The 15,633-nt window shown below is 71.6% G+C and carries 10 protein-coding genes and 1 pseudogene; 3 read left to right on the plus strand and 8 right to left on the minus strand.

The genetic code is table 11. The features are described 5' to 3' along the window. Positions 1-408 precede the first annotated feature (408 nt). The gene (locus tag ABGB21_RS36410) at positions 409-2,013 is read right to left on the minus strand and encodes a hypothetical protein (protein WP_347681697.1); all 1,605 of its coding nucleotides are present in this window, start codon (positions 2,011-2,013) and stop codon (positions 409-411) included. Positions 2,014-2,096: 83 nt separating this feature from the next. Beyond that, positions 2,097-4,091, minus strand: a complete 1,995-nt coding sequence (locus ABGB21_RS36415) for a beta-galactosidase (protein WP_347681699.1) — start codon at positions 4,089-4,091, stop codon at positions 2,097-2,099. 169 nt (positions 4,092-4,260) lie between these two features. Here ABGB21_RS36415 and ABGB21_RS36420 point away from each other — a divergent pair, with 169 nt between their 5' ends. After that, complete coding sequence (locus ABGB21_RS36420) at positions 4,261-6,606, plus strand: TIM-barrel domain-containing protein (RefSeq protein ID WP_347655860.1); 2,346 nt, start codon at positions 4,261-4,263, stop codon at positions 6,604-6,606. Between the two features lie 88 nt (positions 6,607-6,694). Here the strand turns inward: ABGB21_RS36420 and ABGB21_RS36425 are convergent, their stop codons facing one another. The 5 genes from ABGB21_RS36425 to ABGB21_RS36445 all read right to left on the minus strand — a co-directional run bounded on the left by ABGB21_RS36425 (position 6,695) and on the right by ABGB21_RS36445 (position 12,323). Further along, on the minus strand, positions 6,695-8,167 hold the full coding sequence (locus ABGB21_RS36425; RefSeq protein ID WP_347655859.1) for an MFS transporter: 1,473 nt from the start codon (positions 8,165-8,167) through the stop codon (positions 6,695-6,697). 75 nt (positions 8,168-8,242) lie between these two features. Next, complete coding sequence (locus ABGB21_RS36430) at positions 8,243-8,731, minus strand: MarR family winged helix-turn-helix transcriptional regulator (protein ID WP_347655858.1); 489 nt, start codon at positions 8,729-8,731, stop codon at positions 8,243-8,245. 27 nt (positions 8,732-8,758) lie between these two features. Then, positions 8,759-9,709: a carbohydrate ABC transporter permease gene (locus tag ABGB21_RS36435; protein ID WP_347655857.1), complete on the minus strand. Its 951-nt coding sequence runs from the start codon at positions 9,707-9,709 to the stop codon at positions 8,759-8,761. Further along, positions 9,706-10,644 (minus strand): ABC transporter permease subunit, encoded by a 939-nt coding sequence (locus ABGB21_RS36440; RefSeq protein WP_347681701.1) that lies wholly within the window; start codon positions 10,642-10,644, stop codon positions 9,706-9,708. Before ABGB21_RS36440 ends, ABGB21_RS36435 begins: the two co-directional genes overlap by 4 nt. Further along, on the minus strand, positions 10,641-12,323 hold the full coding sequence (locus ABGB21_RS36445; RefSeq protein WP_347681703.1) for an extracellular solute-binding protein: 1,683 nt from the start codon (positions 12,321-12,323) through the stop codon (positions 10,641-10,643). The genes ABGB21_RS36440 and ABGB21_RS36445 overlap by 4 nt, the downstream gene beginning before the upstream one ends. A 287-nt stretch (positions 12,324-12,610) precedes the next feature. On the opposite strand from ABGB21_RS36445, the gene ABGB21_RS36450 reads away from it, so the two are divergent. Both ABGB21_RS36450 and ABGB21_RS36455 read left to right on the plus strand, forming a co-directional pair. Then, on the plus strand, positions 12,611-14,017 hold the full coding sequence (locus ABGB21_RS36450) for an ROK family transcriptional regulator (protein WP_347655854.1): 1,407 nt from the start codon (positions 12,611-12,613) through the stop codon (positions 14,015-14,017). A 109-nt stretch (positions 14,018-14,126) separates the two neighbouring features. Then, a complete protein-coding gene (locus ABGB21_RS36455; protein ID WP_347655852.1) occupies positions 14,127-15,512 on the plus strand; it encodes a DUF234 domain-containing protein in 1,386 nt (461 codons plus the stop codon). A 21-nt stretch (positions 15,513-15,533) separates the two neighbouring features. On the opposite strand, the pseudogene ABGB21_RS36460 reads toward ABGB21_RS36455, so the two are convergent. Further along, positions 15,534-15,633: pseudogene (locus tag ABGB21_RS36460) on the minus strand (IS982 family transposase); the annotation flags it as partial.

The raw sequence follows: 15,633 nt of genomic DNA on the forward strand, positions 1-15,633 counted from the left end.
ACCTGCGAGGTGCCCTCTCGAACCGAGCGATAGAAGCCTGAAGCACTCCTATCCTTCCAGTTCAGAGGGCACTTTCTATCTCCGGGGTCCTGCCGGGCCGATCTTCATCGGTGGATCGAGGCTCAGCATCAGCAGAAGGAATCGGAATGGTGGGCGGGAACCCTTACTCCCGCTCCCCGGGCGCTGGAACCATCTCCAGCGCGCTACCCGGGGCCGGGCAGGGCACACCGCCGGCCAGGCGACAAGCCGGTGGGTCACGAGGTGGGACGCTCGGGTGGGCGGTGCGGCCGCCGACCCTCACAGGCACTCGGAAAGGAGTGATGCTTCCCGAACCGACTCGACCATCTATTTACCACGCGGGGCGGAACGATGGCGACCCGGCGCGGCCCACGTCCGGGAGCGCGCCGGCTATCCGAAGCCTGCCGCGCCCTCCCGCCGCCGGGCGGCCACAAACTCGTCGATCTCCGCCTTGATCGCGGGCATCGGCCCGGACAGCGGGCCGGGGTGCTGGTCCAGAATGTACTGGGCGTTGACGATGTGCTGGCCGAACGAACGATCCCCGAGCTGGAGCTTGCTCCGGCCGATGATGTACTCGACATAGCCGAGTTCCTCGACCCGCTGTCCCCGGTCCGCGCCCGGATGGACCGGAAGGCCGACCCGGACCAGGTGCTCGGCCTGGCGCAGGAAGTCGGCGCCGGCGTCCCGGGCTGCCTCGTCGTCCTCATTGAGCTGGGCGACGGCGTGGGTGAACGTGGTCTGGGCGAAGTTTCGGCGCTCGGGCAGGTCGAGCCGGTTGTCCCGACTCCGGTAGAACTCAAGCGCCGCCGCCTCGACCGCCAACGCCGCCGCCTCGACCGCCGGGTCCGGCTCACCGTCGACCGCGACGGCGACATCGAGCAGCCGGAACGCCCGCGCGGACAGCGCCAGGGCCCGGCCGAGCCGCTCGTCCGCGTCCCGCCCACCGATCCGCCGAATCGCCTCGACTCCGGCGAGGGCGTGCCGCCGGACCACCTCCAACGGTTCGGGTCCGGTGAACCGGTCGCCGAAGTCGGCCACCGTGCCCGCCAGGGCCACCGCGAACCGCACCTGGGCGTCCGCCGCGTCCGCCGCGAACGGTGTCGGCGGCGCGGACGCCTCCTCGGCGCAGAGCAGGTCGAACAGTTCCAGCGCGGATCCGCCGTCGGCGGCCGCGTCGACAAACCTCGACATTTCGATCAGGCACATCAACCGGTTGCCGGTGGTCATGGCGAGGGCACGGATCGCCCGGGCGTCCCCGGGCATCGCCACGTACCACTCGTCGACCACCTCCAGCGCACGGTCGAAGTAGCGACATGCCGCGTCGAAGTCGTCCCGGGCGTACCTCCGGCGCCCCTCCAGGTCGAGCTCGTACGAGGTGTCGTCGATCTCGGCCCGCCGGCGCTCGGGCAGCGCCTGCCCATCGACCGCCGCGCGCAGCGCGGGGCGGGCGGCCTCGGCCGCGACCCGGACACCCTCCCGAACTGCCCGGTCGATGCGGCGGAGGCCGGCCAGTTGGCCGATCGCCGCGTCGACCGCTCCTGTCGCTTCGACGAACCGGTCACCCCGGGCGTAGTGTGCGGCCCTGAGCAGCGACGCGACCGGCCTCCACGGCCGGAACGCACGGTCGCGGCCGGCAGCCGCCTCGGCCGCCTTACCGAAATGGTCGGCGACGTCCTGCTGGCGGGGTTCGGACGAAGCCATGGTCGAGAACAGGTAGACGTACTCGGGTTGGACCAGGTCCCGCAGCTCGGCGGCGCGAAGGCCCGCGACGGAGTCGACGATGGTGTGCGGACGAATCTGGTGCAACTGGTAGAGCCGGTCCGCCGCAGGGACCTCATGCGGCGGGGGTGGTGGGTCGGGGCTGACGAGCCGGTGCGCGGTCAGGACCGCCCGGATCAGCGCCCGCTCCACCTCCGGCCGGTCGTCGAGAGCGGCCGTCCACTCTGCGGACAGCGCCGGCTCGTACGGCGGAGTGACATCGCGGCGCAGTCTCACATCAGCCTCCCGACGTAGACGCTACATCCGGTCCGCCAGGCCCTGGTCCCGGCGAGCGGACGACCGGCGGGCCGGACAGCGCGTCACGACTGCCGGAGCACCGCGCAGCCGCCGGCGGGCAGGGTCACCGGGTCGACGTATCCGCCGGTGAGCAGGTCGAGGCCGGCGACCGGCAGGGTCTGGGCGGTGTCGGTGTGGTTGAGCAGGAAGAGCCAGCTCCGCCCGTCGGCGGACCGACGCCGGACCGCCTCCACCCCGTCCGGCGCCACCGGACAGGTCGGCGTCACCCCGGCCGCCCGGGCGACGTCGGCCGCCAGCCGCCGGTACGTGTCGTCGTCCAGCCGGGTCGAGACGTACCAGGCGACGCCGGCGCCGTACGCGTGCCGGGTCACCGCCGGTCCCCCGGCCAGCCGCCCGTCGGTGTACGTGGTCACCGCCGTCGCCCCGGCCAACTCGACCGGCTCGGACCAGAGTCGACCCGTGCCGCCGTCCGACAGGGACAGCCGGGTCGCCGGGTCGAGCGGCTGGAACTCGTCGACCCGGATGCCGAGCAGGTCCCGCAACGCGCCCGGGTGACCGCCGAGCCGGATCCGGCCGTACTCGTCGGCGACGCCGCTGAGGTAGCTGACCAGCAGGTGACCGCCACTGGCCAGGTAGTCCCGCAGCCGGGCGGCGTACCCGTCGTCGACGAGGTAGAGCATCGGCAGCACCACCAGGGCGTACCCGGAGAGGTCGTCGCCCGGCTCGACCACGTCGCAGCCGAGACCGGCCCGCCACAGCGCCCGGTAGACCGCCGCGACCTCGTCTGCGTGGTCGACCTCCGCCGACGGCAGCACACTGGCCTGCAGCGCCCACCACGAGCCGGCGTCCCGGACGACCGCGACCGACGTCGACACCGTACCGACGTCCACCTCGGCGAGCCGGTCCAGGGTTTCGCCCAGTTCGACCGTCTCCCGGAATCCCCGGCTGCGCGGGCCGGCGTGCGGCAGCAGCGCGGAGTGGAACAGTTCGGCGCCGCCCCGGGAGGCCCGCCACTGGAAGAACATCGCGCCCCGGGAGCCCCGGGCGACGTACGACAGGCTGTGCCGGAGCAGCCGCCCGGGTTCCTTGCCGTGCATCCGGCCGGGGGTCAGGATCAGGTTCGGCGCGGTCTCCATCAGCAGCCAGCCCGGACCGCCAGGGCTGTGCCGGGCCCAGCCCCGGGCCAGGTCGGCGGCGAACGCGGTCTGCTCCTCCGCGCCCGGTCCGGCCTCGGTCGGGTAGTGGTCGATCGCCACCAGGTCCAGCTCGGTCGACCAGCGGGCGTGGTCGACCGGCACCCAGCCCCCGAGTACAAAATTGGTGGTCACCGGTACGTCCGGGGTGGCGGCCCGGAGCAGGTCCCGCTGGGCGAGGTACGCGCCGAGCAGTTCGTCGGAGCCGAACCGGCGGAAGTCCAGCAGCTGGGCCGGGTTGCCGAGGTACCGGGTGGCGACCGGGGTACGGATCTGCGCCCAGTCGGAGTAGTGCTGGCTCCAGAAGCTGGTCGTCCAGGCGTCGTTCAGTGCGTCGAGTCCGCCGTACCGGGTCCGCAGCCAGCGGCGGAACGCCTCGGTGGCGTGGTCGCAGTGGCAGGTGGTGCCGTACTCGTTGTGCACGTGCCAGAGTGCCAGCGCCGGGTGGTCGGCGTACCGGGCGGCCAGCGCGGCGGTGATCTCCCCCGCCGCCCTGCGGTACGCCGGGGCGCTGACGCAGTAGGTGTCCCGGCTGCCGTGCTGCAGCCGTACGCCGTCGGCGGTGACCGGCAGTGCGTCCGGGTGGCGCAGGGAGAACCACGGCGGCGGGGAGGCGGTGGGGGTGGCCAGCGCCACCCGGATGCCGCCGGTGTGCAGCAGGTCGAGGACCCGGTCCAGCCAGTCGAAGTCGTACCGGCCGGGTTGTGGTTCGAGCCGGGACCAGGCGAAGACGCCGACGGTGACCAGGTTGACCCGGGCCCGGCGCATCAGCGCCACGTCCTCCGTCCAGACCTCCGGCGGCCACTGTTCGGGGTTGTGGTCACCGCCGTAGCAGAGCCCGTCCAGCCCTTTCGGCCACCGCATCCGGCACCCTCTCCTGTGGACTTTAGTTGGGTATCCCGTCAAAGTAGGCGGACCGGATCACCACGTCAACGGGGCGACTCCGGGCCCGAAGTCCGTGATTGACAGTTTGTTGGGTTACCAAAGAAACTAATGGGGGTCGATGACCCCCGCCGGCAGCCGAGGAGACCGCATGCCGTACCGACCGCCCCTGGTCCCGCACGAGACGTTCGTCGCCGACCCGCCCGAGCTACCGGTCCGGGCCCCCGGCGAGCAGGGCCTCTCCGCGCTGACCCGGGCCGAGGTGCTCGGCACCGACCCCTCCGGCGTCACCCTCAAGGCCGGCACCTCCGACGGCGGCTCGCTCGCGGTCCGGATCACCGCCGCCGCCGAGGGCGTCATCCGGGTACGCCTCAGCGAGGACCCGCTGGCCCGGGGGCGGGCCGCCCGGGCGCTGCCGCTGGTGCACCCGGGGTCGTACCCGGCCGAGGTCCGGCTCGACGGCGACACGGTCCGGGTCGACGCCGGACCGGTCGTCGCCGAACTGCGCCTCGACCCCTGGCACCTGCGTTTCGTCGACGCCTCGGGCACCCTGCTCGTCGAGCAGAGCCGGGGCGAGCAGGACATCAGCGGCCGACTCCGCACCCTGCCGTTCGGCCGGTCGCTTGTCGACGGCGCGGTCGCCGCGTACCACGAGAGTTTCCTCGCCCCCGGCGACGAACGCTTCGTCGGCTTCGGCGAGAAGTTCACCCCGCTGGACAAGCGCGGCCAGCGGCCCCTGATGTGGAACTTCGACGCCTTCGGCAGCGAGTCCGACCGGTCACACAAGAACGTCCCGTTCTACCTGTCGAACCGGGGGTACGGGATCCTGGTCGACAGCGGACTACCGGTCGAGTTCGACGTCTGCCAGTCGACGCACAGCTGCGTACAGATCCTGGTCCCGGACGACGTGCTCGACTACTACGTACTGGCCGGCCCGACCCCGGCCGAGATCCTCGACCGGTACGACGACCTGACCAGCCGTCCCACCCTGCCCCCGAAGTGGGCCTTCGGCACCTGGCTCTCCTCCGGCTTCTTCGTCGACAGCCAGCAGCGGGTGCTGGACCGGGCCCGCCGGATCCGCGACCGGGGCATCCCCTGCGACGTACTGCACCTGGACTGCTACTGGCAGGTCGCCGGGGCCTGGTCGGACCTGCGCTGGGACGCCGAGCAGTTCCCCGACCCGGCCGGGATGCTGGCCGCCCTCGCCGAGGACGGCTTCCGGGTCTGTCTCTGGATGAACCCGTACCTGATGACCGGCAGCGCCCGGTACGCCGAGGCGGCCGAGGCCGGCTACTTCCTGCGCCGCGCCGACGGCTCGGTCTACGTCGCCGACACCTGGCACGGCACCCACCCGGCCGGCGGCATCGTCGACTTCACCAACCCGGCGGCGGTCGACTGGTTCAGCGGACTGCTCCGGCCACTGCTGGCCCAGGGGGTCAGCGTCTTCAAGACCGACTTCGCCGAGGGAGTGCCGGCCGACGCGGTGGCGTACAACGGGATGACCGGCGTCGAGCTGCACAACGTCTACAGCCTCCTGTTCAACGACGTCGTCTCGGCGGTCACCGAACAGGTCGCCGGGCACGGCATGGTCTGGGCTCGCTCGTCGTACCTGGGCGGGCAACGGCACTCGGCACAGTGGAGCGGGGACGTCAACACGACGTACCCGGCGATGGCCAGCACGCTGCGTGGCGGGCTGAGCCACGGCCTCTCCGGAGTGCCGTTCTGGAGCCACGACACCGGCGGCTTCCACGGCACCCCCACCCCCGACCTGTACGTCCGCTGGGCCCAGTTCGGCGCGCTGTCGCCGCTGATCCGGTTCCACGGTACGACCAGCCGCCTGCCCTGGGACTTCCCGGCCGAGGCCGAACGGGACGCGGTCGACGCACTCCGGCTGCGGTACCGGCTGATGCCGTACCTCTACTCGGCGGCGGTGACCGCGGCCCGGACCGGCGCGCCGATGCTGCGGGCCCTGCTGGTCGACTCCCCCGACGACCCGGCCGCGTGGCAGGCGGAGCTGGAGTACCGGCTCGGGACCGACCTGCTGGTCGCGCCGATGACCAACCCGGACGGCCGGCGGCACGTCTATCTGCCGGCCGGTGACTGGGTGGACTTCTGGTCCGGTGAGGTGCGTGCCGGCGGCCGGCATCTGCGGGTGCACCAGCCGCTGCACCGGATTCCGCTCTTCGTCCGGTACGGCGCGCTGCTGCCGGTGGCCCCGCCGGCCGACCGGGTCGGCGCCGGGCCGTTTCCCGAGGTCACCGTGCTCAGTTGGGGCGCGGTCGACGCCGAGGTGACGATCCACGACGTCGACGGCGACACGATTGTCCGGGCCCGTCGCTCCGGGGACGAGTTCCGGGTCGAGAGCGACGGGCCGTTGACGGTCAGCGGTGTCGCGTTCGCCCGGATGGACGGTGCCCGGCTCCCCGCCCGGCTGGTCTGCGACGGCGAGGTCACCACCCCCGTGCACCTCGACGGGCTGCCCACCGTGCGGGGCTGAAGGTCGGGGCGGGGTGCCCAGGTGGGGGGCGCCCCGTCCCCCTTCGCCCTGCCCGTGGCGCCGGCCGGCGCCACGGGCCGTGGGTGGATCAGGCGGCGGCGCTCGGGGTGGACTCTCGGGTGCCAGCCTCTGACACCGGGGTCTCGGCCGGTCGCGGCGGCTGCCGCAGCACCACGGCCGCGACCACGAAAGCGACAACGAGCAGGCCGGTCGCGGCGGCGAAGGCCAGTCGGTAGCCGCTGGTCAGTGCCGCCGCCGTGGACTCCCCGGCCGTACGCAGGCGCTCGGTCCGGGCCGCCGCGAGGGTGCCGAGCACCGCGACGCCGACCGCCATACCGACCTGCTGGGTCGTGTTGAACAGGCCGGAGGCGAGTCCGGCGTCGTCGGCCCGGGCGCCGGACATGCCGAGCGCGGTCAGTGCCGGCAGGGCGAGTCCGAACCCGGCGGTCAAGAGCATCGCCGGCAGGACGTCGGCCGGGTAGCTGCCGTTCACCGGCAACCGGCTGAGCAGGCCCAGTACGCCGGTCAGCAGGAGCAGCCCGGTCAACAGGACCCGCCGCTCGCCGAACCGGTTGATCAGCCGGGCGGAGACACCGAGCGAGACGGTGCCGATGACCACGGCCGCCGGCAGCATGGCGAGACCGGTCTCGGCGGCACCGTAGCCGAGGACCCGCTGCAGATAGAGGGTGAGCAGCACCTGGAAGGTGAAGCAGGCCGCGACCATCAGGATCTGCACCAGGTTGGCTCCGGCCACGCTGCGGGAGCGGAGGATCCGCAGCGGCATGAGCGGCTGCCGGGCGGTGGCCTGCCGGATCACGAACGCGGCGAGCAGGGCGAACGCGAGGGCGAGCAGGCCGAGGGTGGAGCCCGAGGTCCAACCGTGCGTCTCGGCCCGGACCACCGTCCAGATGCCCAGCACCAGGCCGGAGGTGACCAGAAGCGCGCCGGCCAGGTCGGCCCCGGCGGCCGGGCCGAGGCCACGATCCGCCGGTAGTACCGGCAGCGCGACCGCCAGCACCGCGAGTCCGATCGGCAGGTTGATGAAGAAGATCCAGTGCCAGCCGAACCCGTCGGTGATCACGCCGCCGAGGACCTGGCCGAGCATCGCGCCGGCGGCGCCGGTGAAGCTGAAGACCCCGATCGCCCGGGCCCGTTCCCGGGGCTCGGTGAAGACCGTGACCAGGATGCCGAGACTGACCGCGGTCGCCGCCGCGCTGCCGACGCCCTGGAGGAACCGGGCGGCGATCAGCAGAGCCGGGGACCCGGCGACGCCGGCCAGCAGGGAGGCGGCGGTGAAGACCACCGTGCCGACCAGGAAGACCCGTTTGCGGCCGAGCAGGTCGCCGAGGCGTCCGGCCAGCAGGAGCAGGCTGCCGAAGGCGAGCAGGTAGGCGTTCACCACCCAACTCAGGCCGGCCGGGGAGAAGCCAAGGTCGTCCTGGATCGCCGGCATCGCGACGGTGACGATGCTGCCGTCGAGGATGGTCATCAGGGTCGTCGAGGCGATGACGGCGAGGGCGAGCCAGCGGGATCGGGGCGACAAACAGGTTGGATCGGACACGACGTCCTCCTGTCGAGCGGATGCGACCGGAGGGACGCTAGCAGATCGTTTTGTTGCAGACTATCTGCTTCGGGTTCAGTTTTCCCGCTGCCGGGCCCGGCGTACCGGTTGCGGACCCTCCACCGGATCGGCCAGGTGGCCGGTCGCCAGCCGGTTCAGGGCCCGGACCAGCACCTCCCGCTCCTCGGCCGGCAACGAGTCCAGCGCCTCCCGGTGCACCCGGTCGACGATCTCCTGGCTCCGTCCGGCCACCCGGGCACCCTCCGGAGTGACCGCGACGATCCGGGCCCGGCGGTCCGTACCCGACTGGCGCCGCTGGGCCAACCCCGCCTTCTCCAACGCGTCGACCGTGACCACCATGGTGGTCTTGTCCATGTCGCCGAGTTCGGCGAGCTGGGCCTGGGTCCGCTCCTCCGGCAACGCGTGCACCAGCACACAGTGCATCCGCGCGGTCAGCCCGATCTCGGCCAGCGCCGCCGCCATCCGGGTCCGCAACACGTGGCTGGTGTGGTCCAGCAGGAACGACAGGTCCGGTTCGGTACGGGTCGGCGCCATCGCGGTCATGCCCCGAGTTTAGGCCGGCCCGGCGGGTCAGCCCTTGACCGCGCCGACGATCACGCCCTTGACGAAGTGCCGCTGCACGAACGGGTAGACCAGTACGATCGGCGCCACCGTGACCACCACCACCGCCATCTTGATCGCCAGCGTCGGCGGCATCGAGACGCCGACCGCCGTACCGGAGGTGTTCGGGGACTGGCCAGCCAGGATGAAGCTCTGCAGCACCCGCTGGCTCGGGAACTTGTTGTTGTCGTCGATGTAGAGCAGCGCGGTGAACCAGACGTTCCAGTAGCCGACCGCGTAGAAGAGCCCGACCACGGCGATCACCGCCCGGGACAGCGGGAGCATGATCCGGCCCAGGATCCGGAACTCCCCCGCCCCGTCGATCCGGGCGCTGTCCAGCAGCTCACCCGGGATGTTCTGGAAGAACGCCCGGAGCACGACCAGGTTGAAGACGCTGATCGCGCTCGGCAGGATCAGCGCCCAGAGGCTGTCCTTGAGCCCCAGCCCGGTGACCACCAGATAACTCGGCACCATGCCGGGATAGATCAGGAAGGTCAGCAGAAAGTAGAGCAGCAGGAACCGGTGCCCAACCGAATTCGGCCGGGACAGCCCGTACGCGGCCAGCACGGTCAGGACGAGGCTGACCGCCGTACCCAACACGGTGACCACGGCGCTGACCCAGAGCGCCCGGCTGATCTGTCCACCGGAGAAGATCGTCACGTACGCCGAGACGTCGATCTCCCTCGGCACCAGCACCAGTCCGCCAGCCGCGTTGATGGTCTCCCGGGACGACAGGCTGGTGACCAGGACCACCCAGAGCGGGATCAGCACCGCCAGCACCACCCCGGTCAGCACGGCGCCCCTGCTGGCCTGGCCGACCGCGCTCGGCGGCTCCTCCCAGACCGGACGCCCGGCACGCCGCCGCCCGGCACGCTCCGGCGCCCGGACCGGGTCACCCGGTGGCCGATCAGTCACCGTCATGACCGCGAGTACACCCCCCGCTCACCGATGGCGTGCGCGAACCGGTTCGCCGCCAGGATCAGCACCAGCCCGACGACGGCCTTGAACAGGCCGGCCGCCGCCCCGTAGCCGTAGTTCCCGGTGGTGATGCCCTGGTGGTAGACGAAGGTGTCCAGCACCTCGGCGGCCTGCCGGCCGACCGCGTCCCGCTGCAGCAGGAACTGCTCGAAGCCGACCGAGAGCGCGTCGCCCAGCCGCAGGATCAGCAGCAGGACGATCACCGACCGCAGGCCGGGCAGGGTGACGTGCCAGAGTCGGCGCCACCGGCCGGCGCCGTCCACCGCGGATGCCTCGTAGAGGTGCGGGTCGATGGTGGAGAGCGCGGCGAGGAACACGATCGCGCCCCAGCCGACGTCCTTCCAGACCGTTTCGGCGGTGACCAGCACGATGAAGGTGTCCGGGTTGGACATGATGTCCCACGGTTGAAAGCCGGCGTCGCGCACCGTCTGGGCGAGCAGGCCGGCGCCGCCGAGCATCTGGACGAAAAACGTCACCACCAGGACCCAGCTGAAGAAGTGCGGAAGGTAGACGACGCTCTGCACAAAGGCGCGCAGCCGGGCGGAGAGGATGCTGTTGAGCATGATCGCCAGGGCGATCGGCAGCGGGAAGTAGAAGACCAGTTGGAACCCGGTGATCGACAGCGTGTTCCAGAACGCGTCCCAGAACGCCGGGTCGCCGAAGAGCACCTCGAAGTTGCCGAACCCGATCCACGGGCTGGCCAGGAACGCCTGCAGCGGGGTGTCCCCGGCGTACGGGTTGTAGTCCAGGAACGCGACCACGTTGCCCAGGGTCGGCAGGTAGTGGAAGACCAGCAGCAGCAGGGCGGCCGGCAGCACCATGACCAGCAGCGGCCAGTCCCGGCGCAGCCGGGCCCGCAACGGTGAGCGGGTGCTCATCGTCCGGCGTCGGCCAGTGCCTTGGCCCGGAACTCCCGGGCCTCGTCACCGCCACCGCTGGTCCGCCACTCCTGGATCACCGCGTCCAGGTCGGTGAGCGGTCGACGCCCCCGCAGGATGTCGGTAATCTTGTCTTCGGTCGGGACGAGTCCGGCCTTGAACCGGGCCGGCATCTCCAGTTTCAGCCCCGACCACGGGTCCTTCTCCAGGTGTTTCACCATCTCGTTGGAGTAGGTCAGCACCTGCCGGACGAAGTTCGGCGTCTGCGGGTAGGGCTGGATCACCGGGCTCCGTCCGCTGACGAAGAAGTACTGGTTGGCGATCTCCTTGAAGCCGAGGTCGGTCTTGGCCGGGCCGGCGGCGGTACGGGTGTGGTGCTGGCCCTCCACGCCGTACTCCCGGAGGTGGAACTCGGTGGTGCCGAACGGTGCCGAGCACCAGTTGATCACCCGGAGGAGTTCCTCGACCCGGGCCTTGGGCAGTCCCTTGCGGACGAAGGTGTACGAGATCGGGTCGTCGTCACCCCAGACCAGCGGATCGCCGCCGGTCGCCGAGAAGATCGGCACCGGCTGGATGTCGAAGCCCGGCGTCACCTTCTGCCACTCGGCCTGCATCGGCTGCCACATGCCGATCCCGTCCTGCTTGAAGACGATTTTGCCGCTCTGCAGCAGTTGCTTGGCGTCGGCGCCCTTGCTGGCCACCAGGTCCGGGTGGACCAGCCCCTCCCGGTAGACCCGCGCCATGAAGTCGACGGCCTGGCGGAACTCCGGAGTCTCGTACTTGAACTCCGGGGTGCCGTCCGGCCGCAACCGCCAACCGTCGTCGGTACCGGGAACCTTGTGGAACATCTGCACCATCTGGAAGATGTCGTCGAACGCCCAGACGCCCTTGTCCGGGTCGGTGACCCGCTTGCCGACCTCGAAGAGTTCGTCGATGGTCCTCGGATAGCCCAGGCCTGCCGCGTCGAGCAGGTCCTTGCGGTGGAAGAGCGCGAGCGGGAAGGGCCCGTCGGTCGGGTTCGGGATCGCCATCAGCCGCTCGTTCCAGAGCGCGTTGCGCCAGGCCCCGGTCGGGAAGGTGGCCAGCATCGGGTAGTTGCGCACCGCGTCCCCGGACAGGTACGGGGTGAGGTCCTCGAAGAGCGCGGCCACCGCGTCGGAGAAACGTGGCAGTTTGGAGACCTCCCACTCCGGTACGCAGAGCAGGTCCGGCACGTCACGGGCGCCGAGCAGGGCGTTGAGCTTCTCCGCGTACAGGTTGCCGTCCTGGACGCTGAAGGTGACCGGCACCCCGAGTTCGGCGTTGACCGCCGCGAGGTAGGCGCTCTGGCCCACGCCCGGCGGGGCCGGCCCCCACGCCGGGGTCATCGCCCGGATCTCCTGCCCGCCACTGCTCGGCTTCTCGGTGATCGCGTCGACCAGGCTGGCCGGGAAGTCGGTGTAGCCGTCCGGCACCGGGCGCACCCCGGTGAAACTCGGCGGCGGGATCTCCGCCGCCAGCGGATGGTGGTTGGGGAGCAGGCCGGCGAGCTTGTCGAGGTTCTGCGCGCTGCTGGTGGACCGTGCCTCGCCGCCGCAGCCGGCGAGCAGGCCGCCGCCGACGGTCGCCGCCGCGCCGAGGCCGAGCAGGCCGAGCACGTTCCTACGGGTGGTGGCGACGTCCGGGCCCGTTGGTTCCACGGCGCGCTCCCTTCGGGGTACGGACGACCGGCCACTCGCCGACGGTGGCGGGTACGGTCCGGTCGGGGATGGTATGGGGTAGAGTTAGTTCGTCGGGTGACTAAACAAACGTAATCGACGGCGGTCGGTGCCACAAGACATCCGGAGCGTGACGGCGGCGGGCGACCGACGACCGGGAACGCCGGGCACGCGTGGCCCGACAACCCGGGGTACGGCATGATGGGGCGCGCCGTCGGCGTTCGCAGCGCACCGTGGACGACGCCGTCGCGTGGGGAGCGGGGCTGATTGTGATCACGACACAGCGCGGGCCACAGCCGGCCGACCTCACCGACGTACGGGCCACCAACCTCGCCGTCGTGCTGCGTTTCGTGCGCGCCAACGCGCCCTGCTCGCGCGCCGACATCGCCGCCTCGACCGGGCTGAACAAGGCCACCGTCTCCAGCCTGGTCGCCGAGCTCATCGACCGCCGCCTGGTCCGGGAGACCGGACTCGCCGAGAACCGGATCGGTCGCCCGGCGACCATGCTGGTGGTCGACGGCGCTCCGTACGCGGCGATCGGCATCGAGGTGAGTCTCGACGAACTGACCGTGGTCGCCGTCGACCTCGCCGGCACCGAACTGCTCTCCTGGCGACGCGCCTTCGACGGCTCGTCCGCATCCCCCGGCCGGGCGGTCAGCGCGATCGCCGCGCTCGCCGGTCGTGCGGTCAACCGGGTCACCGGGCAGGACCGACAGGTCCTCGGTCTCACCGTCGCGGTCCCCGGACTGGTGGACGGCACCGGTACGGTCCGGCTCGCCACCACCCTCGGTTGGCGCGACCTGCCGCTCGGCGCCGAGCTGCGGCGTACCCTGCGCAACCCGGCCTACGAGGTGGCGGTGGAGAACGACGCCAACCTCGCCGCGCTGGCCGAATACCGGCACGGCCCGTACGCCGGCACCGCCAACCTGGTCCACCTGACCGGCGGCGCGGGTCTCGGCGCGGGCGTGATCGTCGACGGACACCTGCTCCGCGGCGGGCGCGGTTTCGCCGGCGAGCTGGGGCACGTACCGGTCGATCCGACGGGCCCGGTCTGCCCGTGCGGGCGACGCGGCTGCCTGGAGGTGGTGGCCGGGATCCCGGCGATGATCCGCCGGGCCCTGCCGGACACCACCGAGGACGGTCCGGTCGCCGACTTCGCCCCCGAGGTGGACCGGATCCGGACCCGGGCCCGTCGGGGCGACCGGACCACCCTGGAGGCGCTCGCCGAGACCGGGCGGTTCCTCGGACACGGTGTCGCGCTGCTGGCCAACCTGGTCAACCCGGAGGTGGTGCTGCTCGGCGGCTACTTCGGCACCCTGGCCCCCTGGCTGTTGCCGGCGGCCGAGGCGGAACTGGCCGCCCGTACCCTGGCGCCGGAGGCCGGCGGCACCCGGCTGCTCGCCTCCGCGCTCGGCACCGGCGCCGCCGCGGCCGGTGGCGCGGCACGCAGCCTGGAGATGGTCGACGCCGGCCGACTGCCCCGGCGCGACCCGCAGCCCGAGCGGAACGCGGAACGGAACCCGCCGGCCGGCGACGCGGCCCGCAAGGTGCCGCACCGGGCCACCACCCGGCCGGCCGGCGCCGACACCGACGGTGCCGACGCCGAGGATTCCCCCTCGCCGGCCGTCGGGCAGTCCTCGACACCCCGCGCCCGGACCGGCGCCGGCAACCACTGACCCCGGCCACCCCGCAGCTCACCTACGATGCGCAGCAACAGGGGCACCGCTTGCAACCAAAGTCATACAAACTGCTTGTAGTACAAACAGCTTGTAGTACGATCAGCTTGTGACGATCGTGGGGCGACGGGCCGAGTTGGCACAACTCACCGCGGCCTGGTCGCGCGCCAGCGCGGGCACACCCGAGCTGGCGGTGGTCTGGGGCCGGCGGCGCGTCGGCAAGACATACCTGCTGACGCACTTCGCCGAAGGCAAACGCTCGGTCTACTTCACCGCCACCCGCCAGGACACGGACGACCGCCAGCTCCGTCGCTTCGCCCAGGCCCTTCGTGAGCAACTCGGCGACGAGGTCGCCGATCTCGCACCGGCAACCTTCCCCCACTGGGAAGCGGCGCTGCGCTTCGTCGCCGGACTGGCCCGGGAGGCTCCCCTTCTGGTGGTGCTCGACGAAGCACCCAGACTGACCCACGGACACGCCGACTTCGCCGACACCGTCTCCGCCGTCTGGGAGAACCACCTTCGCGATCAACGGCTCATGCTGGTGCTCACCGGCTCGGCGGTGGCGGTGATGGAACAGATGCTCGGCCCGCAGGGCGGCCTCCACCGCCGGGCCGGCGTCGAACGACGGATGGACCCGTTTCCGCTCATCGACGCACGGGCATTTCAGCCAGACCTGCCGCCTGCGGACTTCATCCAGGCGTACGCCGCGTGTGGCGGCTACCCGCTGCACCTGACCCGCTGGTCCCCGGAGCGCTCGGTGGCGGAGAACCTCCACGAGCTGGCGTTCACGCCCGGCGGGTTACTGCTACGCGACGCGCCCGACATCCTCTCCGAAGACCTGGACTGGCGTGGCGGGTACGAACGGGTCCTGACCGCCATGGCCGGTGGTGCGAGGCGGCGGTCCAAGATCGCGGGCCGGGCCCAGCAGCGCATCGACTACACCCTGGACCGGCTACGCCGCGCCGGATACGTACGCGTCGTACGCGCGTTGGGCACCGGCGGCTCCACCGATCCGCTCTACGAAATCGCCGACGACTACCTGGCGTACTGGTTCCGGGTGCTGCGTGACGACGCAGACCTGATCGACGGCGGCCAGGGCACGGCCTTGCAACAACGCACCCTGGGTCGTTGGCAGACCCATCTCGCCCGCGTCTTCGAGGCAGCCGCCCGCGAGCACGTACAACGCCTGGTGGCGGCTGGCGCGCTACCGACCGACACCATCGTCGGCCGTTGGTGGAAGGACGAGACCGTCGAGATCGACGTGCTCGGGCTCGCAGACGACGGCCCGGTACTCGTCGGAGAGTGCCGCTGGCAGAGCAAGCCACTGACGCAACGCGACCTGATCGATCTGCGCCGACGAGCAGCACACCTGTCCCCGCCCAGTCGAGTCGGGCTCGCCTTCGCGTTCTGGTCCCGGGGTGACGCGGACGAGACATTGGCCGGCCACCCCGACGTCCGGACGTTCACCCCGGCCGACATCCTCGCCGCGCCCTAGACGAGTTGTTCCGAATCCCGGTCAGTGGTCGTAGGCGATCAGTGACCGGGTGACGGGTGCACCGGTCTTGTTGTTGTGCCAGATCGCGGCGGTCATCGCGAGGAGGCGTTGGGCCACCCGT

Source organism: Plantactinospora sp. B24E8 (genome assembly GCF_039871735.1).
GTDB lineage: Bacteria > Actinomycetota > Actinomycetes > Mycobacteriales > Micromonosporaceae > Plantactinospora.